The sequence below is a fragment of the Williamsia sp. 1135 genome (genome assembly GCF_002095395.1).
Taxonomy (GTDB): Bacteria; Actinomycetota; Actinomycetes; order Mycobacteriales; family Mycobacteriaceae; genus Williamsia.
In genome coordinates, this window is sequence record NZ_MJEI01000087.1 from 1 (window position 1) to 23,567 (window position 23,567).

The 23,567-nt window shown below is 66.2% G+C and carries 22 protein-coding genes and 3 tRNA genes; 15 read left to right on the plus strand and 10 right to left on the minus strand.

The features are described 5' to 3' along the window. Positions 1 to 194 precede the first annotated feature (194 nt). Positions 195 to 280 (minus strand) — tRNA-Leu (locus BFL43_RS11045). A 315-nt stretch (positions 281 to 595) separates the two neighbouring features. On the opposite strand from BFL43_RS11045, the gene BFL43_RS11050 reads away from it, so the two are divergent. The 7 genes from BFL43_RS11050 (at position 596) to pknB (ending at position 10,390) form a co-directional block, all read left to right on the plus strand. Beyond that, positions 596 to 2,056, plus strand: coding sequence for a DUF3662 and FHA domain-containing protein (locus BFL43_RS11050; RefSeq protein WP_084892604.1), 1,461 nt, complete (start codon positions 596 to 598; stop codon positions 2,054 to 2,056). A 177-nt stretch (positions 2,057 to 2,233) separates the two neighbouring features. After that, the gene (locus BFL43_RS11055; RefSeq protein ID WP_084892605.1) at positions 2,234 to 2,698 is read left to right on the plus strand and encodes an FHA domain-containing protein; all 465 of its coding nucleotides are present in this window, start codon (positions 2,234 to 2,236) and stop codon (positions 2,696 to 2,698) included. Continuing rightward, positions 2,695 to 4,179 carry a protein phosphatase 2C domain-containing protein gene (locus BFL43_RS11060; RefSeq protein WP_084892606.1) on the plus strand — a complete coding sequence of 495 codons (1,485 nt, stop codon included), beginning with the start codon at positions 2,695 to 2,697 and terminating at the stop codon, positions 4,177 to 4,179. Before BFL43_RS11055 ends, BFL43_RS11060 begins: the two co-directional genes overlap by 4 nt. Further along, on the plus strand, positions 4,179 to 5,612 hold the full coding sequence (locus BFL43_RS11065; RefSeq protein WP_084837914.1) for an FtsW/RodA/SpoVE family cell cycle protein: 1,434 nt from the start codon (positions 4,179 to 4,181) through the stop codon (positions 5,610 to 5,612). Before BFL43_RS11060 ends, BFL43_RS11065 begins: the two co-directional genes overlap by 1 nt. Further along, the gene (locus BFL43_RS11070; RefSeq protein WP_084892607.1) at positions 5,609 to 7,111 is read left to right on the plus strand and encodes a penicillin-binding protein 2; all 1,503 of its coding nucleotides are present in this window, start codon (positions 5,609 to 5,611) and stop codon (positions 7,109 to 7,111) included. The genes BFL43_RS11065 and BFL43_RS11070 overlap by 4 nt, the downstream gene beginning before the upstream one ends. 4 nt (positions 7,112 to 7,115) lie before the next feature. Further along, positions 7,116 to 8,483, plus strand: a complete 1,368-nt coding sequence (locus BFL43_RS11075; protein ID WP_084892608.1) for a protein kinase — start codon at positions 7,116 to 7,118, stop codon at positions 8,481 to 8,483. Next, the gene (pknB, locus tag BFL43_RS11080) at positions 8,483 to 10,390 is read left to right on the plus strand and encodes a Stk1 family PASTA domain-containing Ser/Thr kinase (protein WP_143695258.1); all 1,908 of its coding nucleotides are present in this window, start codon (positions 8,483 to 8,485) and stop codon (positions 10,388 to 10,390) included. Before BFL43_RS11075 ends, pknB begins: the two co-directional genes overlap by 1 nt. Before the next feature lie 29 nt (positions 10,391 to 10,419). Here the strand turns inward: pknB and BFL43_RS11085 are convergent, their stop codons facing one another. Both BFL43_RS11085 and BFL43_RS11090 read right to left on the minus strand, forming a co-directional pair. Continuing rightward, positions 10,420 to 11,067 carry a TetR/AcrR family transcriptional regulator gene (locus BFL43_RS11085; RefSeq protein WP_084892610.1) on the minus strand — a complete coding sequence of 216 codons (648 nt, stop codon included), beginning with the start codon at positions 11,065 to 11,067 and terminating at the stop codon, positions 10,420 to 10,422. Positions 11,068 to 11,078: 11 nt separating this feature from the next. Next, entirely contained in the window at positions 11,079 to 11,774 is a 696-nt protein-coding gene (locus BFL43_RS11090; protein ID WP_240498201.1) for an aminodeoxychorismate/anthranilate synthase component II, read from the minus strand. A gap of 99 nt (positions 11,775 to 11,873) precedes the next feature. Between BFL43_RS11090 and crgA the strand changes: the two genes are divergently transcribed. Together crgA and BFL43_RS11100 are read left to right on the plus strand one after the other, a co-directional pair. After that, a complete protein-coding gene (crgA, locus tag BFL43_RS11095) occupies positions 11,874 to 12,164 on the plus strand; it encodes a cell division protein CrgA (protein WP_084892611.1) in 291 nt (96 codons plus the stop codon). Between the two features lie 102 nt (positions 12,165 to 12,266). Beyond that, positions 12,267 to 12,731, plus strand: coding sequence for a PH domain-containing protein (locus tag BFL43_RS11100; protein WP_143695259.1), 465 nt, complete (start codon positions 12,267 to 12,269; stop codon positions 12,729 to 12,731). Positions 12,732 to 12,749: 18 nt separating this feature from the next. On the opposite strand, the gene BFL43_RS11105 is transcribed toward BFL43_RS11100, so the two are convergent. Then, positions 12,750 to 13,580: a rhomboid family intramembrane serine protease gene (locus tag BFL43_RS11105; protein WP_084892613.1), complete on the minus strand. Its 831-nt coding sequence runs from the start codon at positions 13,578 to 13,580 to the stop codon at positions 12,750 to 12,752. Positions 13,581 to 13,638: 58 nt separating this feature from the next. Then, positions 13,639 to 14,178: a peptidylprolyl isomerase gene (locus tag BFL43_RS11110; protein WP_206186652.1), complete on the minus strand. Its 540-nt coding sequence runs from the start codon at positions 14,176 to 14,178 to the stop codon at positions 13,639 to 13,641. A gap of 64 nt (positions 14,179 to 14,242) precedes the next feature. Between BFL43_RS11110 and BFL43_RS11115 the strand changes: the two genes are divergently transcribed. From BFL43_RS11115 to BFL43_RS11140, 6 genes are all read left to right on the plus strand, one after another. Continuing rightward, entirely contained in the window at positions 14,243 to 15,064 is an 822-nt protein-coding gene (locus BFL43_RS11115) for a GAF and ANTAR domain-containing protein (RefSeq protein ID WP_168176608.1), read from the plus strand. A gap of 22 nt (positions 15,065 to 15,086) precedes the next feature. Next, a complete protein-coding gene (locus BFL43_RS11120; RefSeq protein ID WP_143695260.1) occupies positions 15,087 to 15,881 on the plus strand; it encodes a GAF domain-containing protein in 795 nt (264 codons plus the stop codon). A 5-nt stretch (positions 15,882 to 15,886) separates the two neighbouring features. Then, positions 15,887 to 16,603, plus strand: coding sequence for a GAF and ANTAR domain-containing protein (locus BFL43_RS11125; RefSeq protein WP_084892616.1), 717 nt, complete (start codon positions 15,887 to 15,889; stop codon positions 16,601 to 16,603). 67 nt (positions 16,604 to 16,670) lie between these two features. Beyond that, positions 16,671 to 17,288 carry a hypothetical protein gene (locus BFL43_RS11130; RefSeq protein WP_084892617.1) on the plus strand — a complete coding sequence of 206 codons (618 nt, stop codon included), beginning with the start codon at positions 16,671 to 16,673 and terminating at the stop codon, positions 17,286 to 17,288. Positions 17,289 to 17,316: 28 nt separating this feature from the next. Further along, positions 17,317 to 17,967, plus strand: coding sequence for a DUF4190 domain-containing protein (locus tag BFL43_RS29440; RefSeq protein WP_143695261.1), 651 nt, complete (start codon positions 17,317 to 17,319; stop codon positions 17,965 to 17,967). A gap of 49 nt (positions 17,968 to 18,016) precedes the next feature. Further along, on the plus strand, positions 18,017 to 18,532 hold the full coding sequence (locus BFL43_RS11140; protein ID WP_084892619.1) for a DUF1707 domain-containing protein: 516 nt from the start codon (positions 18,017 to 18,019) through the stop codon (positions 18,530 to 18,532). A gap of 20 nt (positions 18,533 to 18,552) precedes the next feature. Here BFL43_RS11140 and BFL43_RS11145 read toward each other — a convergent pair whose 3' ends face one another. From BFL43_RS11145 to gyrA, 5 genes are all read right to left on the minus strand, one after another. Next, the gene (locus BFL43_RS11145) at positions 18,553 to 19,479 is read right to left on the minus strand and encodes an LLM class F420-dependent oxidoreductase (RefSeq protein ID WP_084892620.1); all 927 of its coding nucleotides are present in this window, start codon (positions 19,477 to 19,479) and stop codon (positions 18,553 to 18,555) included. Between the two features lie 63 nt (positions 19,480 to 19,542). After that, a tRNA-Ala gene (locus tag BFL43_RS11150) sits at positions 19,543 to 19,615 on the minus strand. Positions 19,616 to 19,785: 170 nt separating this feature from the next. Beyond that, positions 19,786 to 19,859, minus strand: a tRNA-Ile gene (locus BFL43_RS11155). A gap of 66 nt (positions 19,860 to 19,925) precedes the next feature. Further along, entirely contained in the window at positions 19,926 to 20,957 is a 1,032-nt protein-coding gene (locus BFL43_RS11160; RefSeq protein ID WP_084892621.1) for a DUF3566 domain-containing protein, read from the minus strand. Positions 20,958 to 21,017: 60 nt separating this feature from the next. Continuing rightward, positions 21,018 to 23,525 (minus strand): DNA gyrase subunit A, encoded by a 2,508-nt coding sequence (gene gyrA, locus BFL43_RS11165; RefSeq protein WP_084892622.1) that lies wholly within the window; start codon positions 23,523 to 23,525, stop codon positions 21,018 to 21,020. Between the last annotated feature and the right edge of the window lie 42 nt (positions 23,526 to 23,567).

The following is a 23,567-nucleotide window of genomic DNA, read 5'->3' on the forward strand; positions in this document are numbered from 1 at the left end:
CACCAACGGCAGCCCATCGCCACAGACCCACACCCAGAACTTCATTTCGAAACAACCCGTATTGCCTTCTGACACCACTCACGGGGACGATCTCAGGGCGCCCGCGTCGCACCCTGACGATGACTACCCGCGTTCCGCGGAGCGCACTGGAGGCATCAAAAAAGGTCAGGCCGCATCTCTGCGACCTGACCTCGTGGTGGGCGAAGGGGGACTTGAACCCCCACGTCCCGAAGGACACTGGCACCTGAAGCCAGCGCGTCTGCCATTCCGCCACTCGCCCGTGGCTGCTCCGCGTCGAAGTGCTTAGAAACGGAACCGGAAAACGGTAACACGAGCACCCGTAGGTCCTGAAATCCGTATCCGGCCCCCACGTTCGAGCTGGTCGGCTCCCTTGAAGTGCCACCGTCATTCTGAAATCGGGCGTCACTGGCCTACCGTTCATTCAGACGACTTTCGACTCACGTCACCTGGGACATCTGGGGCTGGCGTTGCAGATGTTCTCCCTGGAGTGCCATCGCAGGGCCGGAGTCGCTATCATCAAACAGCACGATTGGCACGCCGACACGCTGACAATCCGGAGGGAGGTCGTCTGGCCATGGGAATACTTCAGAGAATCGAGCGCAAACTCGAGGGCGCTGTGGACGACGGCTTTGCCCGGGTGTTCGGCGGCAAGGTGGCTCCGCAAGAGGTCGAGAACGCTTTGCAACGCGAGGCAGAAGACAGCCTCGAGGACCTCGGCGACGGCGGAAAGCTGGCCCCCAACGCCTACACGCTGGTCGTCAGTTCGACCGACCACCAGGAGATGGCCGCCGAGTACGAGCTGAATCGCAAGACTTTCTCGAAACATCTCGAGAACTTCATCCGCGACAACGGCTGGCAAACATACGGTGACGTGGTCGTGGAGTTCGCGCACTCGCCGACACTGCACACCGGACAGTTCCGGGCTCGCGGTTCGATCAACCCGGACGCGCGTCCGATGCCGGTTCCACCACCCGGCGCCGGACCCCAGCCGGGCTTGCCGTTCCCGCCGGGAGCGGTTCCGCCTCCGCAACCGCCCAATGTCCCGCCCCCCGCACCACCACGCAACCGAGAAGCAGGAGCCACCCCCATGACGCAGAACTCCGGATATGACCAGCGCGGAGGATATGACCAGGGCTCCTACCCACCGGCGGCCGCGTACAGCCAGCAGCCGTACGACGGTCAGGATCAGGCTCCGGTGGACGGACCCCCCCAGGCGTACAGCCAGCAGGGCGGACCGGATTACCAGCGTGGGTACGACCAACAGGGTTACGACCAGCAGGGCTACGACCAGCGCGGGTACGACCAACGTGGGTACGACCAGCAAGGCGCGTACGACCCGGCCGGTTACCAGGCGGGCGGCTACCAGCAGCCCGGCTACGCACCGGATCAGCAGGGCCCGGATTATCGGGGCGGCTATGCCGCAGACCAGCAGGGCTACGACCAGCGCGGATACGACCAGGGCTACCAGCAGGCCGGCTACGAGAACCCGGGTGGCTACGCGCCCGAGCAGCAGGGCGGCTACGACCGCGGGTACGACCAGCAACCCGCTGCCTACAACCAGGGCGGTGCTTACGCCCCGGACCAGCAGCAGCCCGGCTACGGCCAGGGCTACCAACAGGGTGGCGGCGGATACGAACAGGGCGCGTACGCCGCGGACCAGCAAGGCGCCTACGCCGACCAGCCCGGCGGCTATGACCAGGGCGGCTACGCCGCGGGCGGCGGTTACGCGGCGCCCGCCGGTTACGCACCGACTGCCATCACCCTTCTGCTCGAGGACGGCAGCAACCGGACCTTCCAGCTCCGCAACGGTTCGAACGTGATCGGTCGCGGCCAGGACGCGCAGTTCCGGCTGCCGGACACCGGCGTCTCGCGCCGGCACGTGGAAATCCGTTGGGACGGGTCCAGCGCGCTGCTCAACGACCTCAACTCCACGAATGGCACCACGGTCAACGACGTGCAGGTCAGCAGCTGGGAACTCGCCGACGGGGACCGGATCCGCGTGGGACATTCCGACATCACCGTCCGGTTCCAGTGACGTCCCCCGGGCCCCGCACCGCCAGGTAGGCGCACCGCCCAGGTGTCACCCACGAGTGTTCGATTCACCCAGAATCGGGTGTCCGATACACAAGTGACACATCCGAATACCAACCGGGCCGCCACTGGGCCATAAGATGCACAGGACGTTGTTGGCTGGCCCGGGAGGTGAAAATACGTGCAGGGCATAGTGCTGCAGCTGACGCGTGTCGGCTTCTTGCTGCTCTTGTGGCTGATGATCTGGGCCGTCCTGCGTGTCATCCGCAGCGATGTGTACGCCGCGACCGGCCAGCGGCCGCTCACGCGGTACGAACGCCGCAATCGGGGCGGGACCCCCGCGAGGGTCAAAGGTGGCCCCAGATATCTCATCGTGACGCACGGCGCATTGGCGAACACCCGCATCACACTCGGCACCCAGCCGGTACTACTCGGCCGTGCCGACGACTCCACGCTGGTGCTGACCGATGAATACGCCTCCGAAAGACACGCTCGCCTGGTTCGCCGCGGCGACGACTGGTACGTCGAAGACCTCGGTTCGACGAACGGCACCTACCTTGATCGCGCAAAGGTGACCACCGCTGTTCGCGTCCCGCTCGCAACTCCGGTACGCGTGGGCAAAACCGTGATTGAGTTGCGCCCGTGACCCTGGTGTTGCGCTATATCGCGCGTAGCGACCGCGGATTGGTCCGCGCCAACAATGAGGATTCCGTCTACGCCGGTGCCCGCCTGCTGGCGTTGGCTGACGGTATGGGCGGCCACGCGGCAGGCGAAGTCGCCAGCCAGCTGGTCATCCAGGCACTGCGTCCCCTCGATGACGACGAACCGGGCGGCGACCTGCTCGCCAAACTCGACGCCGCGACCCGCCACGGGAACGAGGCCATCGCCGATCAGGTGGCCGAGGCACCAGAACTCGACGGTATGGGCACCACCCTGACCGCCATCCTCTTCGCCGGCTCGCGCCTGGGGCTGTGCCACATCGGCGACTCCCGCGGCTACCTCCTCCGCGACGGCCAGCTCACGCAGATCACCCGCGACGACACGTTCGTGCAGACCCTCGTCGAAGAGGGCCGCATCACCGCCGAAGAGGCGCACACCCACCCCCAGCGGTCCCTGATCATGCGCGCACTCACCGGGACCGAGGTGGAACCGACCCTCACCGTCCGCGAAGCCCGCGCCGGAGACCGGTACCTGCTCTGCAGCGACGGGCTGTCCGACGTCGTCAGTGAAGAGACCATCTCCGACACCATGTCGTCGGTTGCCAACCACAAGGACTGCGCCGATCGACTGATCGAACTGGCGCTGCGAGGCGGTGGGCCCGACAACGTCACCGTCGTCGTGGCCGACGTCGTGGATGTCGACTACGGAGAGAGTCAGCCGATCCTGGGTGGGGCAGCCGGTGGCGACGACCAGGAGTACGTCCCGGACCCCCGCACCTCCGCGGGGCGGGCAGCGGCTCTGCGTCCTCCCGCGCAGTCTCCTCGCAGGCCGACCATCAACACCCCCGAACCCGAACCGCCGCAGGCGCATCCGCGTCGCAAGTGGATCATCGGCGGTGTTGCGCTCGCGATCATCGTGATCTTGGTGGCAGGTGTGTTCGTCGGTCGCGCGATCGTCCGCTCCAACTACTACGTCAGCAGCAACAACGGTGAAGTGGTGCTCTACCGCGGCATGCAGGGTTCGTTCCTCGGACTCGACCTACAAGAGCTGAGCAAGATCACCTGTACCCACGGGATGGACACCGATCAACCGACCGTCGACCTCGTCGACGTCGACAATCGCCCCGCCGACTGCGTTCCCCTCAAGGTGACCGACCTGACCGGAACCGCTCCCGCCTCGCTCGAAGGGCGCGACCCGGTGCCGCTCGACGACGCCGAGGCCCAGGTCCGCACGCTCATGAACAACCTGCTGCCGTTGTGTCCGGAAGAGGATTCGGCGTCGGCGCAGGGCGTCACGCCCGCCCCGGCGAGCCCTGCCCCGGCGACACCGCCGCCCGGATCCCCCGTGCCCCCGGCACCGTCGGGCCAACCGGCACCTCCGGAGTCCGGGACCGCGAGCACGCAGCCGCCGTTGACCAGCACCACCACCCCGCCGGTCACCCAGCCCGCCAACTGTCGGGGGCGCTGATGTCGCAGGCAGCCGTCACGCAAAAACCACCGGCCACCGGGCCGACGTCACGGAACTACACCGGCCGCAACTCCGAGCTGCTGCTGCTCGGGTTGTCGACGGTGATCGTCGCGGTTGCCCTGATCCTGGTGCAGGTGGCTCAATCGCAGAGTCTCACCTGGGATCTGGCGAAATACATCCTCGCCTACATGGCGCTCTTCGGGCTGGCGCACCTCGTGGTGCGACGGTTCGCCCCATACGCGGACCCGCTGATCCTTCCGTTGGTGGCCACCATCAACGGGCTGGGACTGGTGCTCATCCATCGCCTCGACCTCGGCACCGGCCAGAACGGCGAGACGGCGAACCCGATCGAACGTACCCACGACGCCGACCAGCAGGTCTTGTGGGCGGTGCTCGGCATCGTCGCGTTCTCGGCGGTCCTGATCCTGATCCGCGACCACCGCACGTTGTCGCGGTACAGCTACATCCTCGGACTCGGCGGTCTGATCTTCCTGGCGATCCCGGCGATCCTGCCTGCGTCGATGTCGGAGATCAACGGCTCGAAGATCTGGATCCGAACCCCTCTGTTCAACATCCAGCCCGGCGAGTTCTCTAAGATCCTGATCATCATCTTCACCGCATCGCTGCTGGTCTCCAAGCGCGATCTGTTCACCACGGCCGGCAAACACTTCCTCGGCATGGACCTGCCACGCGCGCGCGACCTCGGACCCCTGCTGGCCGCCTGGGTCATCTCGATCGGCGTGCTGGCGTTCGAGGCCGACCTCGGCACCTCGCTACTCATCTTCTCGACCATGCTGGTGATGCTCTACGTCGCGACCGAACGGGTCAGTTGGCTGATCATCGGGGTGAGTCTGTTCGCCCTCGGCGCCATCGTGGCCTACCAGCTGTTCTCGCATCTGCAAGTGCGCGTGAGCATCTGGCAGGATCCGTTCAACGACTTCTACGGCCAGGGCTATCAGGTGGGGCAAGGCCTCTTCGGGCTCGCCACCGGTGGCCTCTTCGGCACCGGACTGGGTTCGGGACGCCCGAACATCGTGCCGTTCGCCAACACAGACTTCATCATCGCGACGATCGGTGAAGAGCTCGGTCTGGTCGGCCTGGCCGCGATCCTGCTGCTGTACCTGATCCTCATCGTGCGGGGACTGCGGACCGGGATCATGGTGCGCGACAGCTTCGGCAAACTGCTCGCCACCGGGCTCTCGTTCACCATCGCGATGCAGATCTTCGTCGTCGTCGGGGGCGTCACCAAGCTGATCCCACTGACGGGTCTGACGACTCCGTTCATGTCCTACGGTGGTTCGTCGCTGCTCGCCAACTACATCTTGGTGGCGTTGCTCATCCGCGTCTCCAACGCTGCGCGCGAACCCGACCCCACAAAGAAGAAGCCGACGCCGATTGCGGACGCGCCCACCGAGATGGTCAAGCGCACATGAACATTCCGATCCGCCGTGTGGTCATCGCGGTGATGGTGATCATCCTTGCCCTGCTCCTGAACGCCACCTACGTCCAGGTGTTCAAGGCCGATGAGTTGCGCGCCGACCCACGCAACCAGCGGGTGCTGCTCGATGAGTACTCCCGTCAGCGCGGGCAGATCACCGCCGGCCAAGAGGTGATCGCGCAATCGGTGCCCACCGACGACCGGCTGAAGTACCTGCGCACCTACCCCGGTCCGTGGGCCGACGCGTTCGCCCCGGTCACCGGTTTCTACTCGTTCCAGTACGCGAGTTCGGGACTGGAGCAGGCCGAGGATTCGATCCTCAACGGCAATGACGACCGCCTCTTCGGTCAGCGGTTCGCCGACATGTTCTCCGGACGCGATCCCCGTGGCGGCAACGTCATCACCACCATCAATCCGAAGCTGCAGAAGGTGGCGTTCGACGAGATGGGCAAGGGATGCAACGGTGGCTGCCGCGGCGCCGTCGTCGCCATCGCGCCCAGTACCGGCGCGATCCTCGCGATGGTCTCGACACCGAGCTACGACCCCAACCTGCTGGCCAATCACGACTCGACTGTCCGCGAAGACGCCTGGGCCCAGTGGAATCCGACCGAGACCTCGACCGGTTTCCAGCCGATGCTCAACCGCGCGCTCAACGAGACGTACCCTCCGGGTTCGACTTTCAAGGTCATCACCACCGCGGCGGCGCTCGAGCAGGGGGTCACCGAGGACGTCAGGCTGACCGCGACCAGCAGCATCGACCTCCCGCAGACCACCACCGGACTCACCAACTACGGCGGCGAGACCTGCCCGGACTCGAGTGGCGGACAGGTGACGATGCACCAGGCGCTCGAGTACTCGTGCAACACCGCGTTCGTCCAGCTCGCCACCGAGAAGCTGCAGAACCCCATCGATTCGGTCAAGAACCAGGCGAACGCGTTCGGCGTCGACACCCAACTCCCGGACACCCCGCTGCCGGTGTCGGAGTCGACCATGGGCCCGGTTCCTGACCTCGCCGCTCTCGGCCAGAGCGCCATCGGCCAGCGCGACGTGCGGTTCACCCCGATCCAGAACGCGATGATCGCGGCGACCATCGCCAACGGCGGAGTTCGCATGCAGCCCTATCTCGTGGATAAACTGCAGGGTCCCGATCTCAAGACACTGAACACGACCCGCCCCGAGTCGTTGAACGAACCGATCTCTTCCCAGACTGCCGCGACGCTGACCGGAATGATGATCGATTCAGAACGCAACACTCGTGGCTCCGGCGGCCCGGTACCGATCGCGTCGAAGACCGGCACCGCCGAACATTCCGATACCCAGGGCACCGACGAGACACCGTATGCGTGGTACATCGCGTTCGGTCCGTCGAGCAACGCCCAGGTGGCGGTCGCGGTGATCGTCGAGAACGGCGATGGGGGACTACAGGCAACGGGCGGCTCGTCAGCCGCTCCGATCGGGCGCGCAGTGATCAACGCGCTCGCAGGTGAGGAGTGACCGGGTGACTTTGCAGGGAGGCACGACCATCGCGGGCCGGTATCGGCTGATGCGACTGATCGCGACCGGCGGCATGGGCCAGGTGTGGGAAACCATGGACACCCGGCTCGATCGTCGCGTCGCCGTCAAAGCCCTCAAGGCCGAATTCTCCGACGACCCCGAGTTCCTCGAGCGGTTCCGTACCGAGGCCCGTACCACCGCCATGCTCAATCACCCCGGCATCGCGAACGTCTTCGACTACGGCGAGGCCCAGGATCCGGGCGCAGGCAATGTCGCCTACCTCGTCATGGAACTCGTCAACGGTGAGCCGCTCAACGCCGTACTCACCCGGGTGGGCAGGCTCTCTCTGAACAACGCCCTCGACATGCTCGAGCAGACCGGTCGGGCTCTCAAGGCCGCCCACGACGCCGGTCTGGTGCACCGCGACGTGAAACCGGGCAATATCCTCATCACGCCGACCGGCCAGGTGAAGATCACCGACTTCGGTATCGCCAAGGCAGTGGACGCCGCGCCGGTCACGCAGACCGGCATGGTCATGGGAACCGCGCAATACATCTCCCCGGAGCAGGCCCTCGGTGAGGACGCCACTGCAGCGTCGGATGTGTATTCGCTCGGGGTCGTCGGCTATGAGGCCATCGCGGGCCGCAGACCGTTCCTCGGCGATGGCGCGATCACCGTCGCGATGAAGCACATCCGCGAAGAGGCGCCGCCGCTACCGACGGATCTGCCGGTGAATGTGCGCGAGCTCATCGAGATCACCATGGCCAAGGACCCCACTCAGCGGTATTCCGACGGTGGCGAATTCGCCAACGCGGTGGCCGCGGTCCGTGCCGGACGGCGCCCCCCACAGCCCGGCGCAGCGACCGGTCCGCGCCCGGCAACCGCCATGATGGCGCCCGTTGCCGCGCCGCGCCCGGCCCCCGCACCGCAGCCCCGGCCGCAGCCGCCGGTTCCGAGCGATCAGCAGGGCTGGTCCGCCGGACAGAAAGCGTTGGCCGCTGCCGCGGTGATCCTGCTGATCGGCGCGCTGGTGCTCGTCGGCTTCCTCCTGATGCGCTCGACCGGCGACTCGGATACGCCGGCGCCGAGGTCGTCGACCACGCGGAGTACCACCACGACCACCACGCCGCCACCGACGACCACCGAAGAAACGACCACGACCACCACTCGGACGACCACCACGACGACCGAGGAAACGACCACGACCACCACCCCGGAGACCACGACGACCACCACAAACGATGGTCCGACGTTCCCGACGCTGCCGAGCATCCAGATTCCGGGCCTACCGGCGCGCGAGAGCGACAATGATCAGGGCAACGACAACGAGCTGAGCGAAAGCGAACAGCCCGGACCCCAGGACGGTGGTTGATGGCTGACCCCCGACAGGTCTCTGACCGCTACGAACTGGGCGAGACGCTCGGTTTCGGTGGCATGTCCGAGGTCCACCTCGCACGGGATCTCCTCCTGCACCGCGACGTCGCGATCAAGGTGTTGCGTGCCGATCTCGCCCGTGACCCGACGTTCTACCTCCGCTTCCGGCGTGAGGCACAGAACGCCGCGGCGCTGAATCACCCGACCATCGTCCAGGTCTTCGACACCGGCGAGGCGACCACTCCCGAGGGCCCGCTGCCCTACATCGTGATGGAGTTCGTCGACGGCGAGACGCTGCGCGACGTGCTCCGCGCGGAAGGTCATGTCAAGCCGCGTCAGGCAATGACGTGGATCGCGGATGTGGCTGCGGCTCTGCACTTTTCGCATCAGAACGGCATCGTTCACCGGGACGTCAAACCGGCGAACGTGATGATCGACAAGTCCGGTGCCGTCAAGGTGATGGACTTCGGTATCGCCCGGGTGCTCGCCGACACCGGCAACTCCGTGACCCAGACCGCGGCCGTCATCGGAACCGCGCAGTACCTCTCGCCGGAGCAGGCCCGCGGCGAGAGCGTCGATGCCCGCAGCGACGTCTACTCGCTGGGTTGCGTGCTGTTCGAACTACTCACCGGCGAACCGCCTTTCACCGGCGATTCACCGGTGGCAGTGGCCTATCAACACGTCCGGGAAGACCCGCCGACCCCGTCGTCGGTGCTCGCAGGGGTACCCGCCGAACTCGATTCCGTTGTCCTCAAGGCCATGAGCAAGAACCCCGCCAACCGGTATCAGTCCGCGGCGGAGATGCGTTCGGATCTGATGAAGGTGCTCGCCGGCGGCAAGCCGAGCGCGCCGATGGTGATGAGCGACGAAGACCGCACGGCACTCATCGACACCGGGCCCCGCGCCCGGGTCGCCCGGGTCGGCCCGTCGGGCTCGCATCGGCGCGACGAGAACGACGACGATCCACCGCGCAAGAACCGCACCGCCCTGAAGGTCGCGGGATTCGGAGCTTTGGCCCTGTTGCTGATCGTCGGCGTGACCCTGCTGCTCGTACGTCCCTGGGCGTCCGAGGCCACCCCGCAGGTGTCGATACCCCAGGTCACCGAGATGTCGACCGAACAGGCCCGCGCCGAGCTGGAGAAGATGGGCTTTCGCGTCAACCAGCTCGACGAACCCAGTCCGACCGTTGCCGCCGGTGCGCCGACCAGGACCACCCCGGGCGAAGGCGTCAAGGTGGACAAGGGATCCCGGGTGACCCTGTACGTCTCGGCGGGACCGCAACGACAGCAGGTACCGGACCTGAGGAACAAATCCCCAGAGGATGCGACCACGGAGCTGAGCAATCTGGGCTTCGGGAACGTACGCCCCGTGGATGTCGCGTCGACGGCCGCGCTCAAGGGCAAAGTCGTCGGCACCACTCCGGCTGCGGGCAGCACCCAACCGGTGACGGCACTGATCACCATTCAGGTCGGTACCGGCCCTCGCCGGGTCTCCGTCCCCGACCTCACCGGGCAGCGGGAGTCCCAGGCGCGTACCAACCTCGATCAGCTCGAACTCAACCCAGCGGTCGTCGCGGCGGATTCCGAACTACCCGAGGGCACTGTCATCAGCAGTTCGCCCGAGGCGGGCGTCGAGGTCGACGAGGGCAGCATCGTCCAGATCACCATCAGCCGCGGCAACATGTTCACGATGCCCGATCTGCGGGGGCAGACGGCCGCTCAGGCGCAGGCCGCGCTGGTCGCCGCCGGGTGGGAGAGATCAACGCTGACGACGGTGCCCCGCAACGTTCCACTGGGCAGTCCGGACGACGAGAAGATCCTCGACCAGACACCCGCAGCGGGCGGTCTCGTGCGCAAGGACGGATCGGTCTCGATCACCGTGGGCCGAGCGAGTCTGCTGCCCTAGGCTCGACGGGTCGACGGGGTCGAAACGCGTCAGCGCGTCACAGGCGCGGTCCAGATACCGACGATCGCGTCGATCAGGTCGGTCCCGAAGTCGTGCCAGCCGATGGGGTCTGGGTCGCCCTCGCCTGCGAGCCGCAACTCTCGTTCGGCACACATGTGGACCATCAGCGACCGGCCCATGTCGGCCCGGGCGCGGCGAATACCCTCGGGCAGATCGTCCAGGGTCTTCCCGAGCCCGGATACCAACTTCGCCAGACTCGGTGAGGCCCCGGACGCCTCGGTGTAGACGAGGACGCGCAGGGTCGGATCGGTGAGCACCTGAGCGTTGAAGCGGGCGTACCAGGAGGGTGTGCCGAGCGCGGCGAGATGCTCGGTCGACGGACGCACCAGGCAGGTGACCCAGTCGCGAACGTCGGTCGAACCTTCGATCTCGTGCAGCGCGGCAGCGCGCAGTTCCTCGATCTGTCCCGCGTGCTTCGTCACGATCGCCCGCACCAGGTCGGTCTTGGTCCCGAAGTGGTAACCGACAGCGGCGTTGTTGCCTTGTCCGGCCGCCTCGCTCACCTGCCGATTCGACACCGCGAACAGCCCGTGTTCGGCGAACAGTCGCTCTGCCGCGACCAGGATCCGGTCGCGGGTCGCGGCCGATCGGGTGGATCGCTCGGTGTCGGAGACCATCACGTGTCCCGTCAGCCGAGAGCTGCGGCGACCTGGTCTTCGAGGATGCGTACCTGACCATCGGGCACGATCATCCCGCAGACCGTCAGCCAGTTCGCCAGCATCCGGTGCCCGCCCTGGGTGAGCACACTCTCGGGGTGGAACTGGACTCCGTGGATCGGCAGTTCGCGGTGGCGCATGGCCATCACGATGCCGGTGCCGGTCTCCGCGGTGACCACCAACTCGGCCGGGATCGTCTCCGGGAGAACGGTCAGCGAGTGATATCTGGTGGCCGTGAACGGATTCGGCAGACCCGCCAGGACACCGTCGTCGTCGTGTGAGACGAGTGAGGTCTTGCCGTGCAGCAACTCCGGCGCACGGTCGACAGTGGCACCGAACGCCGCGCCGATCGCCTGATGCCCGAGGCAGACCCCGAGCAACGGGGTCTCGCTCGAGGCGGCCGCTCCGACCAGAGGCATCGTGGCACCGGCCCGCTGCGGCGTGCCTGGCCCGGGCGAGAGCAGCACCCCGTCGAAGTCAGCGATCGCGGTGGTCGGGTCGGCGAGCCTGGCGTCGTCGTTACGCCACACCTCGGCATGCACCCCCAACTGTCCGAGGTACTGGACGAGGTTGTAGACGAAGCTGTCGTAGTTGTCGACGACGAGGATGCGGGCGGGGGCCTGCCCCTGGTCGATCGTTTCGGTCACGGCGTGGATCGGGTCGGTCACAACGATCAGGCTACCTGGGACGACGCCACGGCTTCACATCTCTATTGCCTGGTGAGCTAGGTTGTAGTGACACGTTTTGCCCGCGAACCGAGGAATTCTATGCCCAAGTCAAAGGTCCGCAAGAAGACCGATTACACGATCAACCCGGCGAGCCGCACTCCGGTCAAGGTGAAAACCGGACCGTCGAGCACGGTCTATGTTTCGACGATGCTCGGCCTGATGCTGCTCGGCCTGCTGTGGCTGATCGTCTTCTACCTGGTCGCCACCCCCGAATCGCTCGGCGCCGACGGCAAGATCCTGAACTGGATGTACGAACTCGGACCGTGGAATTTCCTCATCGGATTCGGCTTCATGGTTGCCGGACTGCTGATGACCATGAAGTGGCGCTGACCTCGACCTCGATGCCTGTGAGCACCCGAACTACATGTGTGTAATTCATCCACAGCTGTGGAACAACATGTGTGTAACTAGTCCCCATTGTGGATAAGGCCTGTGGATAACTCTGCTTCGTCGACCCTGTCGTGGTCGACACCTCCCGCGATGGCGGGCGTCATGGTCGCCGGCGGAGTGCTGTTGGGCGGCGCCGCCCTGGTCGCGGGACCCGATCCCGCGGGGGTCCTGCTGATGGTCATCGCCGCGGTGCTGCTGCTCGTACTCGGCGCCATCGGATTGCGCGTCCGCCCGCGACTGGCGGTGGTCGACACCCACACCCTCGCGATCAGGACGCTCACCGGTGGTGTCCGGCGCTATGCGTTCGACGAGGTCCGCCGAGCCCAGGTGATCAGCTACCCGCGACTAGGCAGGCGGGTGCCGCACCTGGAGTTCGACATCGATGACGCGACCGCCCACGACGGCGAACGGTTGGTGATCTTCGGACGCTGGGATCTGGGTGTGAACCCGCTCGACGTCGCCGACGCGCTCCGGGAGGCCGGGCTGGCGATACAGGAACGGAAGTAACCATCCCGCTTTCGCGAGTTACAAGGTCTGGGCGCGGGCGACACTGAGCACCAGCGCAAGCACGATGAGGCCACCCATCACGATCCACCCGATCGCTGCGGCGTTGCGGGCGGTCTTCTTGCCGGCAGGCAGCAGTTCGGGACCGTAGAGGACCCCGGCGGCAGCCGCCGCCCCGAAGAACAGGCCACCCATGTGGGCCCACAATGAGATGTTCGGGATGGTCAGCGACAGCACCACGTTGATGCCGATGACGCCGAGGACCATGCCGGCCGGGATCTTGGCCTTGAGAACCACCACGAGCGTCGCACCCATCAGACCGAAGATCGCACCCGAGGCGCCGGCGTTGATCGCCAGCGGGTTCTCGAAGAGCATCACCAGCGCGCTGCCACCGAGCAGTGAGGTGAGATAGATCCCGACGAATCGCGCTGTGCCGAGGGTGATCTCGACGTCGCGGCCGAGAATGTAGAGCGAGAACATATTGACCGCGACGTGGATCAACGAAAAGTGCAGGAACCCGGCGGTGAGCACGCGCCAGTACTCGCCCGACGCCATGAAGGGTCCCCAGAGGGCGCCTTCGGTGAACACCTCCGAGGAACGCAGTTCCGTGACGCTGCCGGCCTGGAGGGCGGTGATCGCAAAGATGACGAGGTTCACCGCGAGCAGGGTGTAGGTGGCGTACGGCCTGCTCGCACCGATGGTGCGGGCCCGCGGGACGCGGTTCCCCGCCGCCCGGACGCAGTCGACGCAATGCTGGCCGACTGCGGCCGGGTGCAGACACTCAGGGCAGGCCGGACGGCCGCACCGGCTGCATGACAAACCTGTCGGGCGATCGGGGTGCCGAACGCACACCTGGGCCGGGGGCGATGGACGCCCGGGCACCGGGGGCTGGAATGTCACATAAAACCGATCAGGACTCGATGGTGATCTTCTGGATGATCACGTCTTCGAGCGGACGGTCACGACGGTCGGTCGAGACGGCCTCGATCTTGTCGACGACCTTCTTGGACTCCTCGTCCTCGACGACACCGAAGATGGTGTGCTTGCGGTTGAGGTGCGGAGTCGGGCCGACGGTGATGAAGAACTGCGAGCCGTTGGTGCCGGGCCCGGCGTTCGCCATGGCCAGCAGGTACGGCTGGCTGAAGGTCAACTCGGGATGGAACTCGTCTTCGAACTCGTATCCCGGGCCGCCCATGCCGGTGCCCGTGGGGTCGCCGCCCTGGAGCATGAAGCCCGAGATGATGCGGTGGAAGACAGCGCCATCGTAGAACGGCCCCGCGTCGCCGCCGGAAGCGTTCGGCTTGGAGTAGTCCTTGCTGCCATCGGCCAGGCCGGTGAAGTTGGCAACCGTCTTGGGTGCGTGGTTTCCGAACAGGGCGATCCTGATGTCACCGTTGTTGGTGTGCAGGATCGCGGTTGCGGTTTTCAATGCTGTGGTCACGACCTCCATGGTGCCACCTGGCCGCCACCGGGCCTGAGCTGGAGTACGTTTACCAGTAGCGATGGGAGCTGACATGAGCGGTACCTCGGGCCGCGACGCACATCCCTCGAGCGGCGGCGGTGACCCGCACGAAGTGGACGATCGCAATACTCCGGCGACGGACTCAGCACGCAACCCGGTGTTCCTCGGTGTCGGACAACTCTGCGAAACAGCGGTCCGTCTGTCCGGCGTCGACGGCGCAGCCGTGGCGTTGCTGACCCGCAAGAGCCGGGTCCGGGATCTCGTCTACGCCACCGACGCGATTTCCCAGCAGATCGACGAGCTGCAGTTCACCCTCGGCGAGGGACCTTGCCTCGACGCTTTTTACAACAGGGCTCCGCATCTGGTGCCCGACTTACGCGATCGGTCAGCGCTGGAGCGGTGGCCGGTGTTCAGCGGCGAGGCATTTGCCGTCGGGGCCCGTGCCGTGTTCGCCTTTCCCGTCGTGGAAGGCGGTCATCCGCTCGGCGTGCTCGAGCTCTACCGTCGCACGGAGGGTGAGCTCGAGACGTCCGCTCACACCGCGGCCATCACCATCGCCAACACCGCCGGACTCACGGTCCGTCGCAACTGGGACGAATACCTGACGTCCGTCGACGACGCCGCCCACGATCCTGACACCGCGGCCGAGGGCTTACTTCCCTCGCCGCTCGACGCGCCCGACGAGTTCTCGCGCTCCCAGGTCTACCTGGCATCGGGCATGGTTGCGGTGCAGCTCGCCATCCCGGCGTCCGAGGCCCTGGATCGACTGCGCGCCTTTTCCTACCAACACGGGCGATCCATCAAGGACGTGGCCGACCAGATCGTCGCCCGCCGCCTCACTCTCCGTGACACCGATGAGCTGGAGGGCCGATGAATCCCATCCCCGGAAGTGCTTCGTGATCGACACCGATCGTTCCCGCGTCGCGATCTCCGACGTCACCAGCACCCTCACCACTGACTTCGATCTGCCCGCGCTGCTGCAGACGGTGGTCGAACACGCGCGGTCATGCTTCGACGCCTACTCGGCGGTCATCGTGCTGCTCGACGAACGACGCACCCTGGGCGAGGGCGGACTCCACATCGTCGCCGAGGCGACCCGAACCGACGCCAGCGCCGACTGGTCACTCAACACCAGCGGTCCGGCGCTGATCAGCGCACGCGACGGCGCGGTCTCCCTCGTCACCGATCTCGCCCTGGCCGAGGACACCCGCTGGCCCGATTACCGGTCCCGAGCAGTCGCAGCGGGCCTACGCGGGGTTCGTGCCTTCCCACTCCGGACACCTGGGGCCGCGATCGGGTCGATGATCGTGCACACCGAACAGCCCTGGGGAAACAGGCTGCCGCCGGGCGATTTCGGACAGATCCTCGCCGATCTCACCGCCGTCGCCCTCAGCGCCGGAAACTCGCGGGACCGCCGCGACAGCGTTGCCGGCACCGTCGACGCCGTGCTCGAGGGCACCATCCTCGTGACAACCGCGGTCGGGATCATCGCCGAACACTTCGCGCTCGAGGTCATCCACGCACGCCATCGCCTGTCGCGGCTCGCCCGGTCCCATGACGTCACCGTCACCGAATATGCGCGCACGGTGGTCGACGCCCAGAACCGGTCTCCTCGTGACCCCGGGGCGACAGGAGTGTTCGACACTCCGCCGGAGCTCCAGCCGCCGCGACACATCGACGCCCGGGGGTGAGAGCGGTGACGGACTTGAGAGCGGTGACGGCCGATCTGGCCGAACACATCCGCATGCGGCTGCCGGAAGGAATCACCGCCGTGCTCGAGGGAATCATGTCGAGCGCGGTCGACACCGTGCCCGGTGCGGAATCCGGCGGGATCACGATCATCTCGAAGGGCCACCATGTCGGCTCGACAGCCGCCACCCACCCAACGGCTGCGCTCGTCGATTCTCTACAGAGCCAGTTGGGACAGGGTCCCTGCGTCGACGCCGCCCTGCAGTCGGACACAGTGCGAGCCGATGACCTCTCCTCCGAGAGCCGTTGGCCCGCATTCACCGCAGCGGTGTTGGCGCAGAGTCCGATCCGCTCGAGTCTGTCGTTTCGGCTGTACACCGATCGGGAGGCGGCAGGTGCACTCAACCTCTATTCAGAAACACCGGGTGCATTCAGGGCCGGCGCCGAGGAGATCGGCCTGGTACACGCCACGCATGCGGCCGTAACCCTCTTTGCGGCGCGAAGGAACAGTGAGTTCGACAGCGCGTTGGCCTCGCGAGATGTGATCGGACAGGCCAAGGGCATGATCATGGAACGTTACGACCTCGACGCCGTACAGGCTTTCGATCTGCTCAAGCGCCTTTCTCAAGACGCCAATACGCGGCTCGCAGACGTCGCCCGGAAGCTGGTGCTGCGTGAGCATCCCCCCACCGCGTCCCCGATCGAGGCGCCTCGGGGGCACTAGGGTGGAGTCATCTGAGCCGAGACCACCCGGGCGCGAGCGAGTCGGCGCTCGACACAAGGAGGCATATATGAGCAAGCTCGAATCCGAACTCAAGGCAGTACGCGACCGAGCCGTCGCACTGAGCGCCGGACAGCGGGTCAAGCTCGGCACCCGGCAGTCGCTCGCCGGGTTGTCGAATGTGACCCGCGGATCGGTAGGACTGAGCGCCGCCGGCCTCCGCACATCCGCAGCAGGGGCCGGAGCCGCGACGCAGAGCGCAGCGACGGCGCTGCTGTCCGGCGCCAAGAAACTCACCGCCCAGGCGCGGTCCACCGAGGCCGGCCTCGCCGCCGACGCCAAGCGCCACGGCTCGCACTACCTGGACAAGGCCTCGGACGTCTTCCCGGTGCACATCACCAACCCGACGGTCGTGTCCGGACTCGAGCGCGCCGGCCTCGCCGACGCGTTGCCCGAACAGTTGGCCACCACGCGGCCGCCATCACGGCGCCGATTCAAGATCGCGTTGGTCTCGATCGCCGTCCTCGCCGCGGGGGCCGCAGCCTTCTCCATCTCTCGGCGCACCCGGCCGCAACCACCGAGCGTCGCCGCGGCCCCGCCGCGCCTGGCAGACGTGCCCGTCGCCGGCGAAGAAGCCAAAACGCTGGATCCGGCCGCTCCCTCGGCCAACGGGCAGTCGAGCAGCTGACCTGCCGGAGGCAGGTACCGTGTGACTCGTGAGTTATGACAGTGGTGAGGGCCGGCGCCGGCGAGATGTCGAACCGATTCCGGCCTGGGAGCAGCGGGGCGGGTCCACCGGGCCTGCTCCCGCGTACCGGCCTGCCCCACAAGGTCCGGCGGGTCCCCCACCTCAGGGCCCCGGCGGTCAGCAGCCATTTCGCGGCCGTGGTGGTCCGCCCCAGGGTCCGGCCTCGCAGGGCCCAGGGGCTCCCCCCGTCCGCAGGCCGCCCCCGCCCTACTCCCCCGCACCACTGAGTGGACCTGCTGCCGGAATCGGGGCACACCCCGGTCCCGCCACCAACTCGAATGCCTACTCCCAGACCGCGGACCCCGCCGACACCCGCAACGACGAGCCGCAGCACACATACGGCCATGATGAGGAGTCCGGAGCGCAGATGAGTCCCGCACCGGCCCGCCGGACGAACAAGACCAACGTCACCGCGATCGTCGCTCTGATCCTGTCCGTGATCGGACTGACCTTTCTCATCGGCATCGTCTGCGGCCATGTGGCCCGCGCGCAGATTCGTCGTACCGGCGAGCAGGGTGCATCGTTCGCGGTGGCCGCTCTCTGGGTCGGCTATCTCTATCTCGCGGCGGGGATCCTGGTTCTCGGCGGATACCTCTACATCGTCGGTAAGGGAAGCTGAAGGCACCGCACGTCTGTCGACAGACGCCCGCCCGTGGTCGAATTGACCCATGGATTCAGAAAAACCTCGCGAGATCCGGATAGGCAATGCTGAGCGCACCTCGGCACTCGAGGCGCTGGGTGAGCACTACACCAGCGGGCGACTCGACAACGCCGAGTATTCGGAGCGCGTCGATGCGGTCACCACGGCACACACTCGATCAGAGTTGTCGGAGTTGTTCATGGATCTGCCGGAGCCGACGCCGTTCGGCCCCGGTGACGGCAGCTCTGCGCTGACCCCCGCGGCCCGGGCTGCGGCGGCCCCGGTTCCCAGCCCCGGACGCAGGGACAAGGTGATGCGGACGCTGCACCTGTTCGCCTCCGGCGGCACGGTGCTGGTCTTCCTCCTGCTCTTGGCACTCGGAGTACCGATGGCGTGGCTCGTGTTCATCGTGCTCCCCCTGTTGTTCGGCGCCATCCGGATCTGGGCAGGCCCCGACAACACCGAAGCACCAGGGCTCGACGCCGACGAGCAGCAGCGGCGACGTGACATCGAATCACGCCGCCGAGGCGAACTCGGCTACTGAGAGTCGACCGATCGGGCCGATCAGAGCTGGCGTATCACCTTGTCGGCGATGAACTCGAGGTGCCCGAGGTCGGACATGTCGAGAACCTGCAGATAAATCCGCGACGCCCCGATCTCGCGGTAGCTGCCGATCTTGTCGACGATCTCGGCCGGCGACCCCGCCAAGCCGTCCTTGCGTAGCTCCGCCAGGTCACGCCCGATGTTCGTGGCGCGACGGGCGACCTCCGCGTCGTCGACACCGGCGCATACCGTCAGCGCGGCCGAGTAGATCAGGTCCTCGGCAGCGCGCCCACGGACTTCGCAGGCCTGCCGCACCCGGTCGAAGGCCTGCTGGGCGTCTCCCGCCGAGATGAACGGGACGTTGAACTCGTCGGCGTACTGAGCGGCGAGGGCCGGGGTCCGCTTCTTGCCCTGCCCGCCGAGCACGATGGGCGGCATCGGTGTCTGCACCGGCTTCGGCAACGCCGGCGAGTCCTTCACGGTGTAGTACTCACCCGAGTACGAGAATTTCTCTCCCACAGGCGTTTTCCAGAGCCCGGTGATCACCGCGAGCGATTCCTCCAACTTGTCGAATCGCGCCCCCAGCGAAGGGAACGGGATCGCATAGGCCTCGTGCTCCGCGCTGAACCAACCTGCGCCGTATCCGAACTCGACCCGACCACCGGACATCTCGTCCACCTGGGCGACCGCGATCGCGAGCGGTCCCGGGTACCGGAAGGTCGCCGAGGTGACAAGTGTGCCCAGTCGGATCGTGCTGGTTTCGCGGGCCAGACCCGCGAGCGTGGTCCAGGTGTCCGTCGGTCCCGGGCTTCCCTCGACATTCATGGCGAGGTAGTGATCCGACCGGAAGAAGGCCCCGAATCCCGCGGCCTCGGCCGTGCGGGCGACCGCCAGCTGGTCGGAGTAGGTGGCACCCTGCTGAGGTTCGACGAATATGCGAAGTTCCATGACACCACTCTGGCGCGGCCGGCTCGCGTTTGCCAAACGCGCCCTGGAACAAGAAAACACTTGTGGAGCCTAGGAGATTCGAACTCCTGACATCTGCCTTGCAAAGGCAGCGCTCTACCAACTGAGCTAAGGCCCCGTGCCAGTTCTCACTGGTCTTCGGGTAGGCCGTGCCACACCTCGATATTGCGTCGAGATTCTGTGAGCAGGCCTGCGACGATGAGTGCGAGTGCGGCTGCGGTGATCAGAACTGTCTTCATCGCGCCCTCCTTTCGGGGGGTTTTACCGCTCTCTGGCTCGTCGTCACGGTGGGCCTAGGAGGACTTGAACCTCCGACCTCTTCGTTATCAGCGAAGCGCTCTAACCGCCTGAGCTATAGGCCCGTGAACCGAAGTCAGAGATTACCCGACCGCATGCCCAGGCGACAAAACGCCTGGTCAGATCGGGCTCTAGTCGCGGTCCGCAAGGGTGATCTCCATTCCGCCGACAAGGTCGGAAGACAGGTTGTAGATGAAGGATCCGACAGTGGCGAGTGCGGTGAACAGCACCACGTTGACCGCGCCGATGAGGGCCGCGATCCCGAACACACCGCCGGCACCGATCTCGAACGACGACTCGGTGGTCGTGTCACTCGACACCAGGGTCCCGAACGAGTTGTTCAGCTGATCCCAAACACCCATTCCGTCGAGGATGAGATACAGCACACCGACAGCGATCATCCAGATGAAGAACGAGGCCACCGACAGCACGGCGGAGACCTTGAAGGCCGACCACGGGTCGATGCGGCGCAACTGCACCGACGCCCGGAGCGCTCCCATTGCACCTGGAGACGGCACGGCCTCGATCGACCGTGACGGGCCGGTCGCGGCCACCTCCGGGTGATGGATGGCGTCGAGGTCCGGCAGCTCTTCCTGGGGCAGATCCCGGCGATCGATGTTGCGCGTGGGTCCGTCGATCGGCTTCGGGGCGGCGGTGCCGGTGATCACCGGACGCTTACCCGTCGACACGTTCCCCGGCCCCTGACCACGACCCGGCGGCGGACCCGAAGGACCCCGGCCGGGGCCCGGCGCACCGGGCTGCTGCCCGCTACCGGACCCGGGGGGCGGCTGGCTACCCGCAGGCAGGGGTGGCTTACCCGGGCCGCCCTGCGGTCCCTGGGCGCCAGCGTTGCCGGGTCCCTGATTGCCCGGACCCTGATTGCCCGGACCCGCTGCCCGCTGCCAGGGCGGCACCCCGCCCGGACCCTGTCCGTTGCCGGCAGGGCGGGTGGGACCGGCCTGGGCCGCGGGAGGCGCCTGCGGACCGACCGCCGGAGTCGCCTTCGTCGCGGGGGTGTCACCGGAACGCGCGGCAGACTCCTGCACGGAGACCGCGGCCCGAGATCCGTTACCGGATTCCTGGTCGCCACTCCCCGGCTGCCCCTTGGGCGCCTGACCCGCCGGGGTCTGAGTCGGCTTGTTCGGCTCGTTGGGTGTGCTCATGCGTTCCTTTGCCTCGCCTCCGGTGAGGAGGAGCGTTGATCGGGCTCCGCTTGCTTACTGCTACTTCTTGCCGGCAGGCCCGTTGTCCGTCTCGACCAGTTCATCCGGTTCGTCGGCGTTACGGGCGATAGCCAAGAGCGTAGTTCCTTCGCCCAGGTTCATCAGGCGGACGCCCTTGGTTTGGCGACCTGCCTTGCGGACCTGCTTCGCGGCGGTACGGATCACACCACCTCCGGAGGTGATCGCGTACAGCTCGCTGTCGTCGTCGACGATCAGGGCTCCGACCAGTGCTCCGCGGCGCTTGTCGTACTGGATTGTCAGCACGCCCTTGCCGCCGCGACCCTGAACCGGGTAGTCGGTCATCGCAGTGCGTTTGGCATAACCACCCGATGTCGCGACCAGCAGGTACGTGTCATCACGCACGACATTCAACGACAACAACTGGTCCTCGTCGTTGAATCGCATGCCTTGGACACCCGACGTCTGCCTGCCCATCGGACGGAGCGCGTCATCGGTAGCGGAGAACCGGATCGACTGGCCCTTGGTCGAGACCAGCAGTAGGTCGTCCTCGGCGCTGCACAGCTGAGCACCGACCAGTTCGTCTTCTCCGCGCAGGTTGATCGCGAAGATGCCGCCGGACCGGTTGGAGTCGAAGTCGACCAGACGCGACTTCTTCACCAGGCCGCCGAGGGTGGCGAGCACCAGATAGGGCGCATCCTCGTAGCTCTTGATCTGGATGACCTGCGCGATCCGCTCCTCCGGCTGGAAGGCCAGGAGGTTGGCGACGTGCTGGCCGCGGGCGGTGCGGTTCGCCTCGGGCAGTTCGTACGCCTTCGCGCGGTACACACGACCCTTGGTGGTGAAGAACAGGATCCAATCGTGGGTGGAGCACACGAAGAAGTGCCGAACGATGTCGTCCTGTTTGAGCCCCGCTCCCTGCACGCCCTTACCGCCACGTTTCTGGCTGCGGTAAAGGTCGGTCTTGGTGCGCTTGGCGTACCCGGTCTCGGTGATCGTGACCACCACGTCCTCGCGGGCGATCAGATCCTCGTCGGAGACATCACCGTCGGCGGCGATGATCTTGGTACGACGCTCGTCGGCGAACTTCTCGACGATCTCGGCCAGCTCGTCACGCACGATGGCGCGCTGACGCTCCGGCTTGGCGAGAATGTCCTTGTAGTCCGCGATCTCGATCTCGATCTCGGCCAACTCGTCGACGATCTTCTGCCGCTCGAGGGCCGCGAGTCGACGCAACTGCATCGCCAAGATGGCGTCGGCCTGGATCTCGTCGACGTCGAGCAGGTCGATCAACCCGGTGCGGGCCAGGTCCACGGTCTGGGACCGACGGATCAACGCGATGACTTCATCAAGGGCATCAAGGGCTTTGACGAGACCGCGCAGGATGTGTGCGCGCTCTTCGGCCTTACGCAGCCGGTAACGGGTCCGCCGGATGATGACGTCGATCTGGTGCTCCACGTACAGCCGGATCATCTTGTCCAGCCGCAACGTTCGGGGCACGCCGTCGACGATCGAGAGCATGTTCACACCGAAACTGGTCTGCAACTGGCTGTGCTTGTAGAGATTGTTCAGCACCACCTTCGCCACCGCGTCCCGGCGCAGGGTGACCACGATCTGCATGCCGACGCGGTCCGAGGACTCGTCGTCGATCCTGCTGATGCCCTTGAGCTTTCCCTCGTTCACCTGCTCGGCGATCGACTGGATCATGTTGTCCGGGTTCACCTGATACGGCAATTCGGTGATCACGAGGGTCGTCGCACCCTTGTTCTCCTCGATCCGCACCACGCCGCGCATACGGATACTGCCTCGCCCGGTGGTGTACGCGTCGCGGATGCCCTGGCCGCCGACAATCAGTCCGTACGTGGGGAAGTCGGGTCCTTTGACGCGCTCCATGCAGGCGGCGAGCGTTGTCTCTTCGTCGGCCTCGTAGTTGTCGAGCGCCCAGAAGACGGCGTCGGCGACCTCACCGAGGTTGTGCGGTGGGATGTTGGTGGCCATGCCGACCGCGATGCCGCTCGAGCCGTTGATCAGCAGGTTGGGCACTCGCGAGGGCAGGACCGTCGGTTCCTGCGTCTTGCCGTCGTAGTTCGGCGTGAAATCGACTGTCTCCTCACCGATGTCGCGCAGCATCTCCATCGCCAGCGGAGTCAGACGGGCTTCCGTGTACCTCATGGCGGCGGCGCCGTCGTTACCGCGTGAACCGAAGTTTCCCTGGCCGTCGACCATCGGGTACCGCATCGACCACGGCTGCGCGAGGCGGACCAACGCGTCGTAGATCGCGGTGTCGCCGTGCGGATGGTAGTTACCCATGGTCTCCGCAACGGGTTTCGCGGATTTCACGTAGCTGCGGTCGGGCCGGAAACCGGCATCGTTCATGGCATACAGCAGGCGGCGGTGTACCGGTTTGAGGCCGTCGCGGACCTCGGGCAGGGCACGTCCGACGATCACGCTCATGGCGTAATCGATGTAGCTGCGCTGCATCTCCTGCTGGATGTCTACGGGTTCGACGCGGTCGCCGGGGCCACCGTCCGGTGGCAAGGTGTCGGTCATGAGTTCACTTTCGTCGTATCAGGTTCGGCAGGTGAGGATGCG